Annotated in this window: 27 protein-coding genes; 5 read left to right on the top strand and 22 right to left on the bottom strand. The window is 39.2% G+C overall.

Annotation, left to right across the window (positions count from 1 at the left end):
- Positions 1 to 723 precede the first annotated feature (723 nt).
- From ACFINH_RS02270 to ACFINH_RS02255, 4 genes are all read left to right on the top strand, one after another.
- Positions 724 to 969 carry a HigA family addiction module antitoxin gene (locus tag ACFINH_RS02270; RefSeq protein WP_375632031.1) on the top strand — a complete coding sequence of 82 codons (246 nt, stop codon included), beginning with the start codon at positions 724 to 726 and terminating at the stop codon, positions 967 to 969.
- A gap of 197 nt (positions 970 to 1,166) precedes the next feature.
- The gene (locus ACFINH_RS02265) at positions 1,167 to 1,355 is read left to right on the top strand and encodes an antitoxin VbhA family protein (RefSeq protein ID WP_375632029.1); all 189 of its coding nucleotides are present in this window, start codon (positions 1,167 to 1,169) and stop codon (positions 1,353 to 1,355) included.
- A complete protein-coding gene (gene vbhT, locus ACFINH_RS02260; protein ID WP_375632027.1) occupies positions 1,342 to 2,862 on the top strand; it encodes a type II toxin-antitoxin system protein adenylyltransferase VbhT in 1,521 nt (506 codons plus the stop codon). The genes ACFINH_RS02265 and vbhT overlap by 14 nt, the downstream gene beginning before the upstream one ends.
- Before the next feature lie 78 nt (positions 2,863 to 2,940).
- Positions 2,941 to 3,159 carry a type II toxin-antitoxin system RelB/DinJ family antitoxin gene (locus ACFINH_RS02255; RefSeq protein WP_375632025.1) on the top strand — a complete coding sequence of 73 codons (219 nt, stop codon included), beginning with the start codon at positions 2,941 to 2,943 and terminating at the stop codon, positions 3,157 to 3,159.
- A gap of 54 nt (positions 3,160 to 3,213) precedes the next feature.
- Here the strand turns inward: ACFINH_RS02255 and virB11 are convergent, their stop codons facing one another.
- The 22 genes from virB11 to ACFINH_RS02145 all read right to left on the bottom strand — a co-directional run bounded on the left by virB11 (position 3,214) and on the right by ACFINH_RS02145 (position 16,405).
- Positions 3,214 to 4,266 (bottom strand): P-type DNA transfer ATPase VirB11, encoded by a 1,053-nt coding sequence (gene virB11, locus ACFINH_RS02250; RefSeq protein ID WP_375622633.1) that lies wholly within the window; start codon positions 4,264 to 4,266, stop codon positions 3,214 to 3,216.
- 17 nt (positions 4,267 to 4,283) lie between these two features.
- Positions 4,284 to 5,462, bottom strand: coding sequence for a type IV secretion system protein VirB10 (virB10, locus tag ACFINH_RS02245; RefSeq protein ID WP_375632022.1), 1,179 nt, complete (start codon positions 5,460 to 5,462; stop codon positions 4,284 to 4,286).
- A gap of 27 nt (positions 5,463 to 5,489) precedes the next feature.
- Positions 5,490 to 6,341, bottom strand: a complete 852-nt coding sequence (gene virB9 / locus ACFINH_RS02240) for a P-type conjugative transfer protein VirB9 (protein WP_375620970.1) — start codon at positions 6,339 to 6,341, stop codon at positions 5,490 to 5,492.
- A gap of 2 nt (positions 6,342 to 6,343) precedes the next feature.
- Entirely contained in the window at positions 6,344 to 7,015 is a 672-nt protein-coding gene (locus ACFINH_RS02235; protein ID WP_375632020.1) for a virB8 family protein, read from the bottom strand.
- Positions 7,012 to 7,299 (bottom strand): type IV secretion protein VblB7, encoded by a 288-nt coding sequence (locus tag ACFINH_RS02230; protein ID WP_375632018.1) that lies wholly within the window; start codon positions 7,297 to 7,299, stop codon positions 7,012 to 7,014. The genes ACFINH_RS02235 and ACFINH_RS02230 overlap by 4 nt, the downstream gene beginning before the upstream one ends.
- Positions 7,300 to 7,336: 37 nt before the next feature.
- The gene (locus ACFINH_RS02225; RefSeq protein WP_375632016.1) at positions 7,337 to 8,266 is read right to left on the bottom strand and encodes a type IV secretion system protein; all 930 of its coding nucleotides are present in this window, start codon (positions 8,264 to 8,266) and stop codon (positions 7,337 to 7,339) included.
- A 26-nt stretch (positions 8,267 to 8,292) separates the two neighbouring features.
- Entirely contained in the window at positions 8,293 to 8,697 is a 405-nt protein-coding gene (locus tag ACFINH_RS02220; RefSeq protein ID WP_375632014.1) for an EexN family lipoprotein, read from the bottom strand.
- 27 nt (positions 8,698 to 8,724) lie between these two features.
- A complete protein-coding gene (locus ACFINH_RS02215; protein WP_375632012.1) occupies positions 8,725 to 8,967 on the bottom strand; it encodes a hypothetical protein in 243 nt (80 codons plus the stop codon).
- A 26-nt stretch (positions 8,968 to 8,993) separates the two neighbouring features.
- Entirely contained in the window at positions 8,994 to 9,398 is a 405-nt protein-coding gene (locus ACFINH_RS02210) for an EexN family lipoprotein (protein WP_375632010.1), read from the bottom strand.
- A gap of 65 nt (positions 9,399 to 9,463) precedes the next feature.
- Positions 9,464 to 9,667 (bottom strand): hypothetical protein, encoded by a 204-nt coding sequence (locus ACFINH_RS02205; protein ID WP_375632008.1) that lies wholly within the window; start codon positions 9,665 to 9,667, stop codon positions 9,464 to 9,466.
- Positions 9,668 to 9,693: 26 nt separating this feature from the next.
- Positions 9,694 to 10,098: an EexN family lipoprotein gene (locus tag ACFINH_RS02200; RefSeq protein ID WP_375632006.1), complete on the bottom strand. Its 405-nt coding sequence runs from the start codon at positions 10,096 to 10,098 to the stop codon at positions 9,694 to 9,696.
- 65 nt (positions 10,099 to 10,163) lie between these two features.
- Positions 10,164 to 10,367, bottom strand: a complete 204-nt coding sequence (locus ACFINH_RS02195; protein WP_375632004.1) for a hypothetical protein — start codon at positions 10,365 to 10,367, stop codon at positions 10,164 to 10,166.
- Between the two features lie 36 nt (positions 10,368 to 10,403).
- Positions 10,404 to 10,796: an EexN family lipoprotein gene (locus tag ACFINH_RS02190; RefSeq protein ID WP_375632002.1), complete on the bottom strand. Its 393-nt coding sequence runs from the start codon at positions 10,794 to 10,796 to the stop codon at positions 10,404 to 10,406.
- Positions 10,797 to 10,855: 59 nt separating this feature from the next.
- Entirely contained in the window at positions 10,856 to 11,065 is a 210-nt protein-coding gene (locus tag ACFINH_RS02185; protein ID WP_375632000.1) for a hypothetical protein, read from the bottom strand.
- A gap of 26 nt (positions 11,066 to 11,091) precedes the next feature.
- Entirely contained in the window at positions 11,092 to 11,496 is a 405-nt protein-coding gene (locus ACFINH_RS02180) for an EexN family lipoprotein (RefSeq protein WP_375631998.1), read from the bottom strand.
- Positions 11,496 to 11,903, bottom strand: a complete 408-nt coding sequence (locus tag ACFINH_RS02175) for an EexN family lipoprotein (protein ID WP_375631996.1) — start codon at positions 11,901 to 11,903, stop codon at positions 11,496 to 11,498. Before ACFINH_RS02175 ends, ACFINH_RS02180 begins: the two co-directional genes overlap by 1 nt.
- A gap of 2 nt (positions 11,904 to 11,905) precedes the next feature.
- A complete protein-coding gene (locus ACFINH_RS02170) occupies positions 11,906 to 12,286 on the bottom strand; it encodes an EexN family lipoprotein (protein ID WP_375631994.1) in 381 nt (126 codons plus the stop codon).
- Complete coding sequence (locus tag ACFINH_RS02165) at positions 12,286 to 12,552, bottom strand: EexN family lipoprotein (RefSeq protein WP_375612514.1); 267 nt, start codon at positions 12,550 to 12,552, stop codon at positions 12,286 to 12,288. Before ACFINH_RS02165 ends, ACFINH_RS02170 begins: the two co-directional genes overlap by 1 nt.
- A 24-nt stretch (positions 12,553 to 12,576) precedes the next feature.
- Complete coding sequence (locus ACFINH_RS02160; protein ID WP_375631992.1) at positions 12,577 to 13,347, bottom strand: type IV secretion system protein; 771 nt, start codon at positions 13,345 to 13,347, stop codon at positions 12,577 to 12,579.
- A complete protein-coding gene (locus ACFINH_RS02155; protein ID WP_375631990.1) occupies positions 13,344 to 15,704 on the bottom strand; it encodes a VirB4 family type IV secretion/conjugal transfer ATPase in 2,361 nt (786 codons plus the stop codon). The genes ACFINH_RS02160 and ACFINH_RS02155 overlap by 4 nt, the downstream gene beginning before the upstream one ends.
- The gene (locus tag ACFINH_RS02150) at positions 15,701 to 16,027 is read right to left on the bottom strand and encodes a type IV secretion system protein VirB3 (RefSeq protein WP_375612517.1); all 327 of its coding nucleotides are present in this window, start codon (positions 16,025 to 16,027) and stop codon (positions 15,701 to 15,703) included. Before ACFINH_RS02150 ends, ACFINH_RS02155 begins: the two co-directional genes overlap by 4 nt.
- Positions 16,028 to 16,054: 27 nt before the next feature.
- A complete protein-coding gene (locus ACFINH_RS02145) occupies positions 16,055 to 16,405 on the bottom strand; it encodes a TrbC/VirB2 family protein (RefSeq protein ID WP_375612518.1) in 351 nt (116 codons plus the stop codon).
- A 158-nt stretch (positions 16,406 to 16,563) separates the two neighbouring features.
- Between ACFINH_RS02145 and ACFINH_RS02140 the strand changes: the two genes are divergently transcribed.
- Positions 16,564 to 17,307 carry a nuclease gene (locus tag ACFINH_RS02140; RefSeq protein ID WP_375631988.1) on the top strand — a complete coding sequence of 248 codons (744 nt, stop codon included), beginning with the start codon at positions 16,564 to 16,566 and terminating at the stop codon, positions 17,305 to 17,307.
- Positions 17,308 to 17,853 lie beyond the last annotated feature (546 nt).

Below are 17,853 nucleotides of genomic sequence, written 5' to 3'. Positions count from 1 at the left end.
CTATAGTTCGTAAGATATAAAAAATATGCCTTTTTTTGATTTTCCTTTTTCTTTTACTTATTCGTAAATCGGTTATTAGTTTAACAGAGTTTGTAGGGGGGGAGTTTATTAGTGTTATTCATTCTTTTTACTGGACATACAGCGGGTGCAGCGCCCCATGAACATCAAACAGCAATGATCATTGTGGTTATATCATCTTGATGTTTCTAAGTGCCGCTGCCAATTGGAGATATGATACGCTCCTATTACGTTTAGCTCCTCCTAATTATGAACTTATACTTTTCCAATAATTAGTAGAATAATGAGAAAGAGATGAGAATGAGCAATTTTTTCACGACAGTTCTAATGTTTATAAAGTAAAAAAGCCATGTGATGTAAAAATAATGAACATTTTTTGGATCTTGGAAGGGTACACTCTATATTCATTTACAATTTTAAGATTTAAACATAAAAGGATTGAAGCCTTCTATAATACTGGTACGACTGAAGGGATTAGAACCGCCCATGCTCAAAAATTAAAGCGTATTCTAGGTGCTTTTGAAGTAGATGTATCGCCAAAAGATTTGAGTTATCCGTCCTTTTAATTACATCTGCTAAAGGGCGATTTCAAGGATTATTAGTCAATTACTGTAAAGGGAAATTGTCGCGTAATATTTCGCTTTGATAGCATAGATGTCGAAATGTTTGATTATCTGGATTATCATCAAAAAGCAGGTCTAAACAATGATGAAGAATCCTTCACATCCCGGTGAATTATTGCGTGAAGATGTGATCAAAGAGCTTGGTTTATCCTTTAATGAAGCAGCAGAGTGGCTTGGTATATCTCGTGTAGCACTTTCTAGAGTTTTAAATGAAAAAGCCGCTATGAGTGCTAATCTTGCTATTAGGCTTGAAATGGCTGGTGTAAGCACAGCACGTGCTTGGCTTACTATGCAAACAAATTATGATCTATCAAAAAAAAATCCTTAACAACAGTCCCATGATCAAGATTGCATAAAAGAGTTTCAAATGGCAGTTAAGTTTTTGCAACAGAAACGTATACAAGAGCTAAATCATGCGTATGAGCGTACAAGGTCAAAAGATGTAACGCGGGTAAGACAAGGAATAAAATCTTGTTTCTATAGTCTGTTTGGCTATAATAAATATAAGCAAAGGAGGGTTTTAATATGTTGAGTGAAGAGGAAATTAAGCTGCGTCGCCTCTATGCTGAAAATGCATTGGCAAGCCAACGTTTAGAGGGATTAGAGCCAGATCCAAAAGTCGTTGAGCAAATGGAACGTGTTATTATTGGAGAGTTTGAAACAAGTGATATCCTCAAAGATTATATGGAGAGGGTAAAACGTGGAGAAGTATAAGGGGAGCGGTGATCCTTATACTGATCCTGAAACTGGTGTGATGTATAATCGGTTTGGTATTAAAGACAAAGCCACGCTGCAACGTGTAGAATCTACGATTTCTTATGTGAAATCTTTCGAATTTGTACATACTCCTATTGGTGGTAAGTTTGATCTGGATTACATGAAAGAGATTCATAGAAGACTGTTTGGCGACATATATGAATGGGCGGGACAAGTTCGTTTAGTGGATATTGCCAAAGGCAATAGTATGTTTGCTAGTTATAATCAGATTGAAAGTTATGCACCGAAGATTACAAAAAAGCTTGCAAAAGAACAGTATCTGCGTGGTCTTGGTGCTTATGACTTTAGCCAAAGGGCTGGATATTACATGGGCGAGTTGAATGCGTTGCATCCGTTTCGAGAGGGGAATGGGCGTACTCAGCGCGAATTTATGGTGCAACTTGCTCGTGAAGCTGGTTATCATATCAACTGGAAGGGTATTGAGCGACAAGAAATGACACGTGCGTCAATTGAAGCACATTTTGGTAATTCAGAATATCTGTCTGCACTCATCTATAAGAACCTTACCAAGTTTACAGAAAATAAAAGGGATGATGTTTCTCAAGGTATTGGCAAAAATATTGCTTTTTGCGTTGATCTTAATAAAGAGTGCTTGGAACAACAAAAAGAGAAGATTGAAACTCCTTGGGATAGAGAAAAGACAAGTTTTGCTAAACGTCAAAAAGAAGAACTTGAACAATTACAAAATGATTTGAATGTTGCATCAAAAACAACGGAAAAAGCCCCATACCTTGCGGCTTATACGGATAACTCTAATCTAGAACAGAAGGTGCTAAGCGCTCTTAGAAATAAAAAATCTTACATTGATATGTTTAAGGAGTTAAACAGTCATTTAGCATCTATTTATAAAGATCCACAAGAGGCTGCGCTTAGGATTGAGCAAACGATTTTAGCAGGGAAAGGCGATAAACTCTCTGATATTTTGGATAGGGCACCTGATAGAGCGGGCGAACTGCGTGGATCAGATCGTTTTATCGATAAATTGAAGGCTACAGGAAAAGAACGAAAAGAAGCGCTTTATCATGTTCCTCTTGCTATTTCTTCTATTAAAATGCTTCAATCCTTTTATGAGAATTCTTATGAGACGCTGATGGTTAGTGTTACACGGGAGCGTGAACAGTTAAAAGTAGAGGTTCCGTCACTTTCACAAGAAGCAGTGACTTTTATGAAAAATGTTGAAGCTGGTCGTGATAGTTATTCAAAGATACCAGAGCAGGTTGGTGAAGAATTTTTAAAGCTGAAAAGTGCTTTAGATAAACGTTTTGGACAGGATGCTATTCATAAACAAGACTTTGACTTGTCAAAAGCAATCATGCCAAATCAGCCTCAAGATAAAAAGCTTGTGAAAGAGCTTCAAACAGCAGTTAAAGTTTTGCAACAGATACATACGAAAGAGCTAAACAATGTGATAGCGCAAACAATGTCAAAAGAAATTACACGATAAAGAAATTTAGAACATTAGAAACTTGTTATAATAACTCATTTGAGCCATACATAAGAAGGTAACTAAAGGAGGTTTACTATGGGCATAGCCGTAGATTCAAAAGATGTTGTTCGAGCAAAAATAGATAAGAAGTTGAAAAAAGAAGCTGGTGAAATATTAGCAAGTTTAGGACTTACGGTGTCTGATTTCATACGAATTTCCTTAGCTAAGGTTGTTGATGAAAGAGGATTGCCGTTTGATATGTCTATTTCTAATGCGAAAACGCTTAAAATTTTTGAAAAGAATGCAAAAGGATAAGATGTATACTTTGCGAAAGATATGAATGAGTTATTTAAGTCATTTCGACAGTTTTTAAAAAGCATCACGGCGTTTGAAGGGGTCGTAATAGATTTCTGTTACACGAAATTTTCCTTCGAGGCGTTTACATTGGATGATGACATCTATCATCGAGATTAATAAGCCGCGGATATCATCGCGTGCTAAATTACCACCACCGTCACTTTCTTTGACTAAAAGGGTCATTTGTTCAAAGGCTGCAAGGGCTGTTGAGGCGTGGACGGTGGTAATGGAGCCGGGGTGACCAGAATTAACATTACGGATATAGTAAAAGGCTGTACCATCACGCAGCTCTTGTAGAAGGATTCTGTCGGGGCGCATGCGTAATCCTGATTCAAGCAGTTCTTTTGCGCCTGCTTTTGCTAAGCCTTGGTTATCTTTTGAATAAAAGAGCTGCACTTTGTTGGCGTGCGGAACGACAAGTTCTGGCGTGTCTTCAATGGTGAGAATTCGTTCATAGTCAGGGATTTTTGCAATCAAAGCTTTGGAGAGGGTTGTTTTTCCAGAACCGGTTTTGCCCGATATTAAGATATTTTGTTGTGTAATAACGGCTCTTTCTAAAAAGGTGCAAAAATCTTTGGCGATAAAGAGATCTGTTAGCTCTTTGTCTGTATCAGAGAGTTCGGATAATCGTTCTGTCATTTGTTGCGTGGGTGTGAAACTGGTGTTTTGGGCGACAGAAAACAGATTGTTTTCATGTAAACTTTCAAGAGAAAAAGTGCGTGATGAAGGTTTACGAATGGTCATGCTAATGGTATTGGCTGCAACAGCTGGAGGCATAACAATTTGTATGCGTTCGTTGTTTGGCAGTGTTGCGGAGAGAACGGGGTTTTCTACACTGATTTTTTGTGTTGTGTAGGCAGCAACAACTTTTGCAATCCCTTCTAGTTCGCTGTAGGTTAGCTCTTTTAAGATGTGGGTTTGCCAACCATTGGGACCCTCAACGATTACTTCGCCAGGGCGATTGATGACAATTTCAAATAAATTGTCATCATTGAGGAAGTCATCTAAGATCTTTAATTTTGTTAAAACGATGGAGGCGCGTTCTGCATTTTTTGCTGATGGCATAATGTGACTTTATTGGCTTAATGAAAAAAGGAATAGCTGGGAGTAGAGCGGTTTCTTTTGCTCTTTACGACTAGTTTATAGACAGAGGAAAAATCGAGATCTTTTGCTACAAAGATGTTGACCAGTTCGCCTTGAAATTTTTCTAGGGTAGGAGGGATGTTGATTTGATTTTCAAGAGCAATACTGGCGGCCTCTTTTCCAGTGTTGTTTGCGCCTTCAAAACCGCCGCCTCCAGAGTTGTTTGAACCTTCTTTATTGGAATTGCCTACTATTTTATTTGTTAAAACTGTTGTGGCACCATCAATAACGGTCAACAAAAGGGAAGAGCCAAAGCGTTCCCACCAATGGGTGTTGATGTTGCCATCAAAACCAGCTCTTCCTAAACTGTCTGTTGCGGGTGAGGCAAGGTCGATGATGACACCGGTTGGGGTTTTTGCTCTTGTCCAGAGTACAAAGAGGCGAGATTGACCTTGTTTTATCCCTCCGCGGTATTCGCCAATCACTTGGGTTCCTTTATCAAGCAAAACAACGCGCCCATTGTCAGAGAGGATATCACGGTTGATGATGCAGCTTGCAAAGCCTGGTTGCTCACTGTTTAATGCGGTTTCTAAGATACAGGGAATAGAGGTTCCCATGGCGATGATAAAGTTTCTATTGCCGATGAGTTTTGCTTTTGCTTTTGCTTCTTCTGTTGTGGTCGGTTTTAATAGGGTTGCAAAATTTTGTGTGTCTTGAAGGGCAGGAGAATTTTGCGCATTCGCGAGATTTTCAAGGGCATGGAGTTTGTCAAAGGGGTTTAGAGTGGTGTTGACGATGTCTTTTAATTGAGATTTAGAGCCTTTGGCAAAAGCTAAAACAGGGGCACGTCTTGCGGCATCAAGTAGTGGGTCATCTTTTTTGGGTTCTTGTGCGAGTGGTTGTGGGGGTGGTAAGGTTATTGGTGCTATGTTTGCACGCGGGTCAGAGGGGGCGAGCTCTAAAGGAGCGAGGGAATTGTGAAAGCTTTTTTCTTGTTTTTTATGAGCTTTTGCGGTGTCTTTTTGTTCTGTGGGGGAGGATAAGATGTTCCAGAGCACATAGCCGCAGATTCCTATACAGGCTATTGCGACAACTATTTTTTTGCCAGCGGTTTTGGCGCTATTGTTTTTGCCATCCCCAATAGATCCGCGATCTTCGATGATTGGTTTATCACTCATGTGTTGTCCCCTTCAATTCCCGCTTATTTAAAGATCTGATGCAACTTTACGTTCAACAGATGGTGAGGTTGTTCCGGTATTTGGATTTGTGCCTTTTGGTTGATAGGCTTCGTTAAAGACGCATAGGACGTTTTTTCCCTGTCTTAGGGTGAAGCGTGCGCTAATGGCATGGACTATCACCATGTTGCCTCTTGTGGTTTTGGGAACCAGCGATTCTGTACCGTCATTGCTGACAATGTAAATGGCAGGGATTTCTTGGTTGTCTGGAAATGTAAATGTTGTGGTTTTGCCATTGTCATAAACGGAGGAGGGTTCGAGCACGCTCGATCCTTGAGCGGTGTAAGCCCAATTGCGTGGTCCATAGGTTTCAGAAGCGTTGAAGACATTATCGATACGCTGGGCTTGTTGTTTTTCTTGTCGCATAAGGGCTGCGAGTCTTCTTTGTTCTGCTTCTTCTTGTGGGTAGCGAAATTTCACAAGGAAATATGTTTCTTGTCCAGATGAAATTTCCCCATCTTTGACCATGAGTTCAAATTGATAGGAGCGCTTTGAGCCATCAAGCTTTGTGGTGACGACTTGGAGATTGGTAATGGGTTGGACTTCCCGCGCTTTAAGGAAAAGAATATTGCCAGCGGGAGCGACTTCCCATGCAACGCTGTTGCCAATTGCCACATGGGCAATTTCTTCATTGGGAGAAAATTCTATTTGTACCGATGAGCGTATGGAGCCAATAATTTTTGTGACATTATAGGCATCATAGTTGATAAAGCGAATGCGGCTATCGCTTGGCGCGCGGGTGGGAAAAATACTGGCATGGCTAGGCGTTAAAGAAAGGGTAATAGCGATGTTAAGAATGAGAAAAAGAATTTTTTTTGTCATGATCAGTTGACCACTTCCGGATCGGTTCTATATTCACTAACAATAAACCCTAGAGGATTTATCAAACGGTTTTGGACAGAGATAGGGGCATTGATGTATTCAAAGGTAAGTGTTGCAACCCAGTGGGTGATGAATTCTTTGTTGTTGTCGTTGTCGTGAATGGTTCTGTAGTAACGCACTTGGGCAACATCGTCATTGATAAAGGAGATTGATTTTATTGTTATTGTAACAGCGGCGTGTTTATAGAGAATTTGAGGACTTTGGGGATTTCTTGCTCCATACCAGCTGGCAAATCTTTCCTGTTCTTCAGAGGAAGAGAGGAGGGAGACGGTTTGGAAGTTGTGTTGTGTTTCTTCTGTGGTGAAGCCTTCACGGCAGCGGACATATTTTGCAGCAAAGTAGCGTGTGATTGCTTCGTCGACATTGGTGGGACCTTCTTTTAAGGCTTCCACAACTTCAACAATGCCGGTTGAATTGTCGACGCGGATGACAAAAGGTTCCACGGTTTTAAGGGGTGTGAGGGTGATGACTGCGAGAGAAGACATTATTGCAACAGCAACCGCGATGCCGGCAATGGCAAGCGAGACGCGGGTGGTGCGGCGTGAGGCGAGCATGCGATCTTGATCGAACGAGCGCGCTTCAGCAATGTATTGTTCTATGTCTTTTTCTTTCATGCTTTTTGCCCGCAATTTTTGTAAGATTTGATTTCTTCATCCGTTAATTTTTGTGCCAGAAGCATTTCCAGCTTCCCTTCTTTTAGGGGTGAAGGGGTGTTGTTACTGATGATAATGGGTGTGGGCGTGGGTTTTTTCCCTTCCCAATTCCACATTGATCTGTTGAGTGGACGTTTAGAATATCCATCACATTTTGGGAGTGACTTCAGTGTGTTTGGTGAAGACACACAGCCACTGAGAAAGAGAAATGGTAAGATAATCCCAATTTTTTTAAATTCCCGCATTTGAACTTAGACCTTTTTTAATAGTGATGCTAGTTTTTTATTTTAATAGTGATGCTAATTTTTTAACGCCCTTTGCTATCGTGTTGGCTGTTGCTTTAGCAGCTTTACCTGTTAGTTGAGCCGTTGTTTTAGCGACTGGTCCTGATCCTGTAAGGGAGGCTCCCCCAGAGGCTAAAGCTGATGCGATATCAGGGAGTCTGAGGAAAAGGTGAATACCACCAATACCAACAACCAAGAACTGAATTAAAGTAGTGAAGATATTTGTAATATCTCCTGAAAAAACGTCCATTGAAATCTTGACATATAAACCACCAAGCAGCACGACTAACACATATAAAATGATGAAGTTTGCAACTTGCCCTAACCATGCTTCTGTGAATTTTCTGGTTGAGGAAAACATATAGAGGCTTATGAAGAGTGGTCCTATTGATATGACAAGAAACAAACCCAATTTAGCAAATAATGAAACAACAAAACCGACTAGACAAAATAAGATAGCAGCAACTAGGCAGATAAAACCAGCAATCCATGTCGCAATAAACTTCCCCATTTGAGTCAGACCTGTGTACTGGTTTGCTGCGTCCAAAACCTGTGCTCCAGCTTTGTTTATCATATTGTCCCATACATTTCGATCCACATGTGCTCCTTGTGTGACATTTGCAATGGCATTCGGCAGATCATGGAAAAATATACCACTGACCCACTCATTATAAACATCGGCGTTTGTGGCAAGTGAAACAACGATGCCGAGTTTGAAAGTTGTCACTATAAATTCCCATAAGGGCATGGAAGAGCGCCCATAGATGATATTGTAGCCCATAAATATAATGTAGATTGTACAAGACAGTTTAAGCGGAGCACCTAAGCTTGATGAAAGATTGACAATGGCGTCATTCATTGTCTTTGTAAGGGGATCCATCAACATATTGTCTATCTTAGTGAATATGCCTTTGCTTTCTACTGCCATTTAGATGCTCCGCTTTTCATTATGTCTTAATGGTTATTTTGTTGTTGTTTTGCCGCGCGCTCTTTTGCTTCTTGTTCTTCCTCAGCACGTCGTTTTGCTCTTTGTTCTTCTAATTTTTTTTTAGTATGAGCCTCCATTTTTTCAAGATCAGCTTTTTGTTTCGCCATAAATTCTTCATATCTTTTGCGATTGTTCTCTTCCGCTTGACGCTCTCTTTCTGCTGCTTGTGCCTGACGTTCCTTATCAAGTTCTAAAAATGCTAACCGCATGTTTTCACAATTTTTTGAAGTCCCTGCAAATCCACATCTAGCATCCCACTCTAGGCGTAATTTTTCATCTTTTTTAAATTCTGCGACGCTATAGGTTTTTTCACATCCAGCAGCGATAATTCCAGTGCCAAGTAGCAATGTTGTTATGAGAACTTTATTCATCAATATTTCCCCTTTTTCCTTTCAGTTTTACAAGTTTTGAGCACAATCTTTAAATTCTGCTTGTGTTATCGGTTTTTTATAACCAGTGATGATAAATCTAGGGCAGCGACATAATGTTGCCATAAATATATTATAGAGTGTACAAAGCTCTTTAAGTTGAGCAGCTAAAGCGCAATAGCGATGTGTAGTGGTGCTATCCATTATTTTTGTAATGGGATTCATCAACATATTGTCTATCTTAGTGAATATGCCTTTGGTTACTATTGCCATTTAGATGCTCCGCTCTTCATTATGTCTTAATGGTTATTTTGTTGTTCTTCTGCCGCGCGCTCTTTTGCTCTTCGTTCTTCTTCAGCGCGTGTTTCTGCTCTTTGTTTTTCGAGTATTTTTTGAGTCTCTGCTCTCATTTTTTCAAGATCAGCTTTTTGTTTCGCCATAAATTCTTCATATCTTTTGCGATCGTTCTCTTCCGCTTGACGCTCTCTTTCTTCTGCTTGTGCTTCATATTCTTTTTCAAGTTCTAAAAATGCTAACCGCATGTTTTCACAATTTTTTGAAGTCCCTGCAAATCCACATTTAGCATCCCACTCTAGGCGTAATTTTTCATCTTTTTTAAATTCAGCGACGCTATAAGTTTTTTCACATCCAGCTGTGATGAGCCCTGTGCAAAGTAGCAATGTTGTTATGAGAACTTTATTCATCAATATTTCCCCTTCTTTCTTTCAGTTTTACAAGTTTTGAGCACAATCTTTAAATTCTGCTTGTGTTATCGGTTTTTATAACCAGTGATGATAAATCTAGAGCACAGACATAATGTTGCCATAAATCTATTGTATAGTCTGTAAGGTTCTTTAAGTTGAGCAGCTAAAGCGCAATAGCGATGTGTAATGGCGCTATCCATTGTTTTTGTAAGGGGATCCATCAACATATCATCTATGTCAGTAAATACGCCTTTCGTTATTATTGCCATTTAGATGCTCCGCTCTTCATTATGTCTTAATTATTATTCTGTTGTTCTTCTGCCGCGCGCTCTTTTGCTCTTCGTTCTTCTTCAGCGCGTGTTTCCGCTCTTTGTTTTTCGAGTATTTTTTGAGTATTAGCTCTCATTTTTTCAATCCAAGCTTTTTGTTCAGCTTGAAACTTTTCATCTATTTTGCGATTTTCTTCTTCAATTTTACGGCTTCTTTCTGCTGCTTTTGCTTCATATTCTTTCTGAAGTTCTAAAAATGCTAACCGCATGTTTTCACAATTTTTTGAAGTTCCTGCAAATCCACATTTAGCATCCCACTCTAAGCGTAATTTTTCATCTTTTTTAAATTCTGCTACGCTATAGGTTTTTTCACAGCCAGCAGCGATAATTCCAGTGCCAAGTAGCAATGTTGTTATGAGAACTTTATTCATCGATATTTCCCCTTTTTCCTTTCAGTTTTACAAGTTTTGAGCACAATCTTTAAATTATGCTTGTGTTATCGGTTTTTATAACCAGTGATGATAAATCTAGAGCACAGACATAATGTTGCCATAAATATATTATAAAGTGCGCAAAGCTCTTTAAGTTGAGCAGCTAAAGCGCAATAGTGATGTGTAATGGTGCTATCCATTGTCCCTGTAAGGGGCTCCATTACGGTATTATCTATCCAAGTAAATATACCTCTGGTTTCTATTGCCATTTAGATGCTCCGCTCTTCAGTGTGTGTTTTTATAATTTAATCGTTATTCTGTGCGCGTTCTTTTGCTCTTCGTTCTTCTTCAGCGCGTGTTTCCGCTCTTTGTTTTTCGAGTATTTTTTGAGTCTCAGCCTCCCTTTTTTCAAGTCTGGCTTTTTGTTTCGCCATAAATTCTTCATATCTTTTGCGATTTTCTTCTGCAATTTTACGACTTCTTTCTGCTTCTTTTGCTTCATATTCTTTCTGAAGTTCTAAGAATGCTAACCGCATGTTTTCACAATTCTTTGAAGTTCCTGCAAATCCACATCTAGCATCCCACTCTAAGCGTAAATTTTTATCTTTTTTAAATTCTGCGACGCTATAGGTTTTTTCACATCCAGCAGCCATAAGCCCTGTGCAAAGTAGCAATGTTGTTATGAGAACTTTATTCATCAATATTTCCCCTTTTTCCTTTCAGTTTTACAAGGTTTGAGCACAATTTTTAAATTATGCTAGGTTATCGGTTTTTTATAACCAGTGATGATAAATCTAGGGCAGCGACATAATCTTGCCATAAATCTATTGTATAGTCTGTAAGGTTCTTTAAGTTGAGCAGCTAAAGCGCAATAGCAATGTGTAATGGCGCTATCCATTGTTTTTGTAAGGGAATGCATTACAGTATTATCTATCCAAGTGAATATGCCTTTGCTTTCTACTGCCATTGAGATGCTCCGCTCTTCATTGTGTCTTAATGGTTATTTTGTTGTTCTTCTGCCGCGCGCTCTTTCGCTCTTCGTTCTTCCTCAGCACGCTCTTTTGCTCTTTGTTCAGCAAGGAATTTTTGATTCTCTTCTCTCATTTTTTTAATTCTGGCTCTCATTTCAGCTTTCAATTTTTCCATTGATTTGCGATTTTCTTCGTCAATTTTACGACTTCTTTCTGCTGCTTTTGCTTCATATTCTTTCTGAAGTTCTAAAAATGCTAACCGCATGTTTTCACAATTTTTTGAAGTTCCTGCAAATCCACATTTCGCATCCCACTCTAGGCGTAATTTTTCATCTTTTTTAAATTCTGCAACGCTATAGGTTTTTTCACATCCAGCAGCGATAAGCCCTGTGCAAAGTAGCAATGTTGTTATGAGAACTTTATTCATTATTTATTGTCCTGTTGTTGTTTAGCTTTAGCGCGCTCTTCTGCTTCTCGTTCGGCTTGTTCTTTTGCTTTTTGTTCTTCTTCAGCTTGCCTTTTTTGATATTCAGCTTCTCTTTTTTCAAGATCGGACATTATTTTAGCTCTAGCTTTTTTTAATGCTTCATGAAGGTTCTCTTCCGCTTGACGCTCTCTTTCTGCTGCTTTTGCTTCATATTCTTTTTGAAGTTCTAAAAATGCTAACCGCATGTTTTCACAATTTTTTGAAGTTCCTGCAAATCCACATTTAGCATCCCACTCTAGGCGTAATTTTTCATCTTTTTTAAATTCTTCTACGCTGTAGGTTTTTTCACATCCAGCTGTGATGAGCCCAGTGCAAAGTAGCAATGTTGTTATGAGAACTTTATTCATGATTAATGACTGTCCTGTTGTTGTTTAGCGCGCTCTTTTGCTTCTTGTTCTTCTTCAGCACGTCGCTTTGCTTCTTGTTCGGCTCGGAATTTTTCATTCTCAGCTCTCATTTTTTCAATCCAAGCGTCTTGTTCAGCTTTAAATTTTTCATCTATTTTGCGATTTTCTTCTTCAACTTTTGCCTGACGTTCTTTCTCAAGTTCAGCGCCTGCTACTCTTAGGTTTTCACAATTTTTTGAAGTTCCTATCCCTCCACATCTCGTGACCCATTCATCAAATAATTTTGGATTTTTTTTAAATTCTGCGACGCTATAGGTTTTTTCACATCCAGCTGTGATGAGCCCTGTGCAAAGTAGCAATGTTGTTATGAGAACTTTATTCATTATTTATTGTCCTGTTTCTTTTCAGAATCTTGTTTATCGTCATTTGTTGAGCCAAATCCTCCCCATTTTTTACGGGTTTCAAGTTCAGCTTGCTCTGCATTTTTACAATTTTTCGAATTCAAATCCCCTGACGTCAAACATTTCACTAATACTTCTTCCATCAGTTTTTTATTTTTTTTAAGTTCTTCTACGCTGTGGGTTTTTTCACATCCAGTGGTGATGAGCCCTGTGCAAAGTAGCAATGTTGTTATGATGATCTTGTTCATATTCAAGCCCCTCTTTTTTCTCGTTTATTGACCACGCATTTTTTGGGCTAAAGCTTTGGTTCGTGCTTTAAATTCTTCTATTTCACGTCTTTCTGCCGCTTTTTCTTCTGCTTGTTGAATCATTGCGGCGGCTTGCATTTGAAGGACTTGTGTTTGGAGTTTTGCTTGTATCGCTTCTAGTTGTGCTTGAATGCCTTGAATTTTACCCGCATCTTCAGTACTTCCAAGTTCGTCAAGAAGCTTGGTAATGTTTTTTTGTGTTTCACTGGCTTCTTCGTAGACGTCTTGTCCTTTTGCTGCTTGTCCTACTACGCGCTGTTCAGCTTTTTTCACTTCCTGTGTGTAAAAAGCATCTACTGCCTCTTTTGAGTCTGCGCCCCCCGCGGGCTCTTTGTATTTAAGTTCTTCTTGCCATTTTTGCGTGTTTTTGCTGCCGCCGCCACCGCCACCGCCGCCACCACTGCCCATTGATTGTTGAAAGTGGTTAAAATCTGAAGGAAGGGCGCCACTGCTCCCTTGCTTGTTAAACATCTCTTTCAATCCCGAAATGTCAGGCTTGACATTTAAGGAGTTATATAACTGTTTCGCTTGATCGAGTTGGCTCTTTAATTGGTCAAGCTGTTGTGCACCTTGTTGAATTTGTTCTTGCAATTTGTTAAGTTGTTGTGTGCCTTGCTGGACTTGTTTCATTATTTGTCCTACAGCCGCGGGATCATATACCATGATAGCGAATGCATTTGTTTGAAAGCCAAATGAAGCTGCATAGACGGTTGTTGCCAATAAAAGTTTTTTCATTGCTTTGACCTTTCTTGAAAAATAGGAAGCCATTTTTCTGGAGATTGTCCAACTTCATCCATAATGGTCTCTAGGAGTTCAATATTCTTGGTGGTGCCACTTAAAATGGCTATTTCATCATCAAAGCCGCGTAAATTCAGTTCTGCTACAACTGAACTTTGTCCTTGTTTGATGAGAAAACGCCGTGACTCACGGCTTAATTCTGATTGTATCAGGTTAAATTCTCTGTCCGATAATTTAAAACCTTCTACATAATCCCCATGATTGCCCTTTTGATTGGGAAAATAAATTTGTGTGGGGCATTGCTCTATAATGGTGTGGGCAATGGTCGAATTGATCGCATCTTTGGGAGATTGCGTTGCAAACAACATCAAACCATTTTGTTTACGGATAGTTTTCAGCCTGTCTTGCGCAAAGGCTTTAAAGGAATCATCCTCTAAGGCTTTCCAAAACTCATCAATGACAATGATAATACGACGCCCATCAATCAGAGACAAAATCCTATGAAAAAGATACATCATTAATGGGGGACGAATTTCATTATTGTCTAAAAAATCCGTCATGTCATAACCAATAAATTTTGCATCAATGCCAATGTCGTCATCAGGATTGTCAAAAACCCACCCTAAGGCATTGCCTTTACACCATCTTTCTAAACGACCCGCTATCCCCTCCCTGTGCGTGGTGTCAAAAAACATTTGTAAGGCCGATATTGTCCGTTGTTCTTTTGGCAACAAGGCAAGTTGGTCAACAGCAGCAGAAATATCTTGTCTTTCTGATTCACTGATCTTTTGATCTTCAGAAGAAACAAGCTTTATAATCCATTGGCGTAAAAAAACTCTATCTGCTGGATTGTTATAGTCTAAGCCTTTTAGCGGTGCTATGCCTGTCGGTCTACCATTCTTCAAGGGCATATAAGTGCCGCCACCCGCTCTGACAAAAAGTTCTGCACCCCGATCTTTGTCAAAAAAGACCATATTGGGATCATGCTTTTGAAGTTGCGCTAAAAGAAAATTGACAATAACCGTTTTCCCAGAACCAGAGGGACCACAAACAAACGTATTGCCTAAATCACCAAAGTGAAAGTTAAAATAAAACGGTGAACCAGCAGAGGTTTTCATCAAGGCGACCGCCGGTCCCCACACATTGCCATCTATTTTCCCAACCGGAAAAGAATGAAAAGGAGAAAGCGCTGCATAATTGCGGCTTGTTATTGCACCAGAGCGGGTGCGATAAGCATAATTGCCAGGCAATTGTGCCCACCAAGCTGCTGCTAACCCTAAGTCTTCCCGCGCAATGACAGCCCCACCATCTGTAAGACGAGAACGCGCTTTGGCAAGATTATCCGCTAACTCTTGCGGCGTATCAGCAAAAACTGCCAATGATAAATGATGCTCCCCTAAAACAAAACGATTGGATTCAAGATCATCAAGCGCATCATCCAGTTCCATAATTTGTGAACCTGCTCGATCTCCTGCATTGACCATTTGATTCTGTTTGCGCCCCATAATCTGTTTGGCAGCATTTTTGCTCTTGAAAATAAAAGATTGGGTGAAAATAAACTCAAAGGGAAGGGTGAGCAAACCATCCGCCATGCCTACCCTGGTTTTTGCTGGATATTCTTTCCAACCAAACATGCCCGCAAACCGCTGTGCCGCCTCGGTGCGTATTTCTATGATCTCTTTCCCAAAAATGAGACGGTCTGAATAAACAGTCGAAGCTATCGTCCCCCATGTGAGAGGTATCCGTTCACGACGACCTCCCACCAATTGGTGGATAAACTCACTTTGCTGCGAATAAATATTACCTTCATGTTCATAAAGACTCAGTCTTTTTGCACCATAACGCTCTAAATTTTGAATAAGATCTGTGGTAATATCTTCAAGCTTGCGAATGGACTCTGCATCAACTTCTGTCTTTTCTTGCTTGGCTTTGCCTAAACGTTTGAAAAACTCCACTAATTTATCCGTTTGATCAATGTGTGGATTCCACAAAATCGAAAGATAAAGATCATTGCGATAAAGCTCCTGTGAAATCATCCGGTCGCGATATTTATCATCTAATTGCTTGGCAAATGCCGATCTGAAATTCCCATTCGGATAAATCGTTTCACGCTTTCTGATAATATGGCTATAAAGCGCTATCCGTTCATCCGCTATGTTTTTAAACAGATTATTGAGCTGTTCGTGAAGCACATTCAGATCAATAATATCCGCTGTCTCAAAGTTAATCCCTTCAAGTTTAATAACGCTCATGAGAGCGCGTGAATCCAGCGCAATGATGTGCTTGTTGACATGGCGCACATAAGGAATGATCGCCTCTGGCTGCTTTTCACGTTTGCGCTCTGTTCTATTCATTGTAATTCCTCATAATTACGAATTAATCGTAATGGAGAAATACTTCCCCCACCCCATAGACTCGAATTTCTGGCAAAAATACTTGTTTTTTGCCATGTCAGAAGAATACGAAATTTGTTATGGTCATGCTTTAGGATTTCCTTGAATATGAAATGCAGCATCACACCAAAGGTTAGAAAAAAAATATTGCCTGCCATAATGAACAATATCATCGTTCCTATCCCATTTAATCCCATAGCTTCCACCGTCACGCCTGCAATCATTGCAGGGCGCGTGCAAGCAAGAAATAACGTATCTTCTGTTAGCTTGTCGTGCTCTTTCATGGCTTTGAAAGGCTAAAGTTAAGCGAATTAAGACATAAACATTGATGCGATTTGCGATGCACCAAAAACAATGCCGATGCCAACACAAACAAAGAAAGCTTTACGCATTTCAACATAACCAGCAATCCATGCAAGCCCAACACCAGCAATCGCAATGGTTGCGATTGATTTTGCAATTGGTCCTTTTAAAGCATCAACTATTTTTTGAAGAGCAGTTTCAATTTTTCCGAAGCCGCCATCAGCAAATGCTGGTTCACTCAGTGCCATGAAGGCAATAAACAGCATCAATGCTGCTGTTAACCATTTCTTTTGGGTGTTGGATAGAATAGTTTTTTGTAAGGTATGTTCATTAATGAACGAATTATTCATGTTTTTCATGAAAATTCCCCCGCTTTATGTTTAAGTTGATCATAAAATTAATATTCAAAATATTAATCGGGAATCATATAAATGAAAAAAATAAATTTTTCTATCGATAAATTAATAATATTTAATCTTTTATTATTTAATGAACAAAAAATATAGTAATATTCAAAATGATAATTTTAAAATATCTTCGAGCAGCGCCTAAATATATTGTCTTAATTTGTATTATTATTTTAGGATACTTTTATTTCAGTCAACATAATGAAAATATTATGCAATTTTCTCTTTTTGAAGGATCAGAAAAGACAATAGAAAACCCCGTTCAAAATCCGAAGTTACAATTGATAGATTATGCAAACCAACAAGACGTAAATCAACAAAATGTGGTATTGCATTCAGAACCAATCGCATCACAATTTTATGAAGAAAATGTGCCGGTCTATTCCGGTGCTATACAGGTCACAAGTGGTGTGACCTTTAAAATGATCACGCTTGTAGATGATGGATGGAGAAAAAAGATCATCCGTGATATCCGATTATATGGTGTGGAAAGCTGTGAAACACGACAATTTGCCTCACGCAACGGAGTTAAGTGGCCTTGCGGTGCTTTTGTTACGGCTTGGCTTGTTTCAAAAACAATTGATAAAAAGGTTACTTGTCGGCAAGCACGTGTCGTTCAACAGGTTCATTATGCACAATGTTTTGTAGATGGGGTTGATCTGGCGCGGTTGGGGCTGGCAGAAGGGTTGATGGTGTTGACAAAAGATCAGCATCATTTTCCATCCCCAGCAGACTATAAAACCCTACAATCTGCTGCTCAAAAAGCACAAAATGGCTTGTGGTCGAGCCAATTTCAACAACCAGAAGATTGGCGAAGAGATCATGGAAGCTATAATCCCATTGACCATAATTAATATTGACCATTATTGATAAAGCGTCTTTTCAAGCGCTATTTAAAAATCAAGACAATATTCTACTGCAAATCTTATCAGAAAAAAGTTAATGATAATCCACACACTCCTTGGTGGACAACGCTCTTCATGGAAAATTGTTGTGTTTAAAATATCCTATAGGTTATTTACTACAGCGCTATGGGAGAGCGCGTTTCCTTCCCCTAAACAAAATAGTCATTGTAACAAACATGAGTGTTCAGAAAAATATAAACACATGCAAACTACTGATGTGACCTATGGTCATGAAAAAAGGCTTATGAAAAAATAGAGAAAAGGTAAAACTGAAAATACCTTGCCTTCAAAAAACAATCAATTGCTTCAAATCAAACCAGAACTTTTAATGCAAGCTTTGCCTCATGTAGCTATGTTCATGAAACATGGGTTGCAATCTGAAAGAGAGTGTAGCGGTTCTATGGAATTTTTAGCAAAATGAAGGGGATTTTTTTCAGGTATTTGAAGAAGCTAAAGAGACTATGAGGAAAAAAATGTGCTTTCTTTTATAACAAA

The sequence above is a fragment of the Bartonella sp. AA74HLJMH genome (genome assembly GCF_042197045.1).
Classification (GTDB): domain Bacteria; phylum Pseudomonadota; class Alphaproteobacteria; order Rhizobiales; family Rhizobiaceae; genus Bartonella.
This window is presented reverse-complemented; position numbering and strand designations above follow the sequence as displayed.

Coding starts and splice junctions, on each gene's coding strand:
- ACFINH_RS02270 (WP_375632031.1), top strand. CDS start 724: ATGATGAAGAATCCTTCACATCCCGGTGAATTATTGCGTGAAGATGTG.
- ACFINH_RS02265 (WP_375632029.1), top strand. CDS start 1,167: ATGTTGAGTGAAGAGGAAATTAAGCTGCGTCGCCTCTATGCTGAAAAT.
- ACFINH_RS02255 (WP_375632025.1), top strand. CDS start 2,941: ATGGGCATAGCCGTAGATTCAAAAGATGTTGTTCGAGCAAAAATAGAT.
- virB11 (WP_375622633.1), bottom strand. CDS start 4,266: ATGCCATCAGCAAAAAATGCAGAACGCGCCTCCATCGTTTTAACAAAA.
- virB10 (WP_375632022.1), bottom strand. CDS start 5,462: ATGAGTGATAAACCAATCATCGAAGATCGCGGATCTATTGGGGATGGC.
- virB9 (WP_375620970.1), bottom strand. CDS start 6,341: ATGACAAAAAAAATTCTTTTTCTCATTCTTAACATCGCTATTACCCTT.
- ACFINH_RS02235 (WP_375632020.1), bottom strand. CDS start 7,015: ATGAAAGAAAAAGACATAGAACAATACATTGCTGAAGCGCGCTCGTTC.
- ACFINH_RS02230 (WP_375632018.1), bottom strand. CDS start 7,299: ATGCGGGAATTTAAAAAAATTGGGATTATCTTACCATTTCTCTTTCTC.
- ACFINH_RS02225 (WP_375632016.1), bottom strand. CDS start 8,266: ATGGCAGTAGAAAGCAAAGGCATATTCACTAAGATAGACAATATGTTG.
- ACFINH_RS02220 (WP_375632014.1), bottom strand. CDS start 8,697: ATGAATAAAGTTCTCATAACAACATTGCTACTTGGCACTGGAATTATC.
- ACFINH_RS02215 (WP_375632012.1), bottom strand. CDS start 8,967: ATGGCAATAGTAACCAAAGGCATATTCACTAAGATAGACAATATGTTG.
- ACFINH_RS02210 (WP_375632010.1), bottom strand. CDS start 9,398: ATGAATAAAGTTCTCATAACAACATTGCTACTTTGCACAGGGCTCATC.
- ACFINH_RS02205 (WP_375632008.1), bottom strand. CDS start 9,667: ATGGCAATAATAACGAAAGGCGTATTTACTGACATAGATGATATGTTG.
- ACFINH_RS02200 (WP_375632006.1), bottom strand. CDS start 10,098: ATGAATAAAGTTCTCATAACAACATTGCTACTTGGCACTGGAATTATC.
- ACFINH_RS02195 (WP_375632004.1), bottom strand. CDS start 10,367: ATGGCAATAGAAACCAGAGGTATATTTACTTGGATAGATAATACCGTA.
- ACFINH_RS02190 (WP_375632002.1), bottom strand. CDS start 10,796: ATGAATAAAGTTCTCATAACAACATTGCTACTTTGCACAGGGCTTATG.
- ACFINH_RS02185 (WP_375632000.1), bottom strand. CDS start 11,065: ATGGCAGTAGAAAGCAAAGGCATATTCACTTGGATAGATAATACTGTA.
- ACFINH_RS02180 (WP_375631998.1), bottom strand. CDS start 11,496: ATGAATAAAGTTCTCATAACAACATTGCTACTTTGCACAGGGCTTATC.
- ACFINH_RS02175 (WP_375631996.1), bottom strand. CDS start 11,903: ATGAATAAAGTTCTCATAACAACATTGCTACTTTGCACTGGGCTCATC.
- ACFINH_RS02170 (WP_375631994.1), bottom strand. CDS start 12,286: ATGAATAAAGTTCTCATAACAACATTGCTACTTTGCACAGGGCTCATC.
- ACFINH_RS02165 (WP_375612514.1), bottom strand. CDS start 12,552: ATGAACAAGATCATCATAACAACATTGCTACTTTGCACAGGGCTCATC.
- ACFINH_RS02160 (WP_375631992.1), bottom strand. CDS start 13,347: ATGAAAAAACTTTTATTGGCAACAACCGTCTATGCAGCTTCATTTGGC.
- ACFINH_RS02155 (WP_375631990.1), bottom strand. CDS start 15,704: ATGAATAGAACAGAGCGCAAACGTGAAAAGCAGCCAGAGGCGATCATT.
- ACFINH_RS02150 (WP_375612517.1), bottom strand. CDS start 16,027: ATGAAAGAGCACGACAAGCTAACAGAAGATACGTTATTTCTTGCTTGC.
- ACFINH_RS02145 (WP_375612518.1), bottom strand. CDS start 16,405: ATGAAAAACATGAATAATTCGTTCATTAATGAACATACCTTACAAAAA.
- ACFINH_RS02140 (WP_375631988.1), top strand. CDS start 16,564: ATGATAATTTTAAAATATCTTCGAGCAGCGCCTAAATATATTGTCTTA.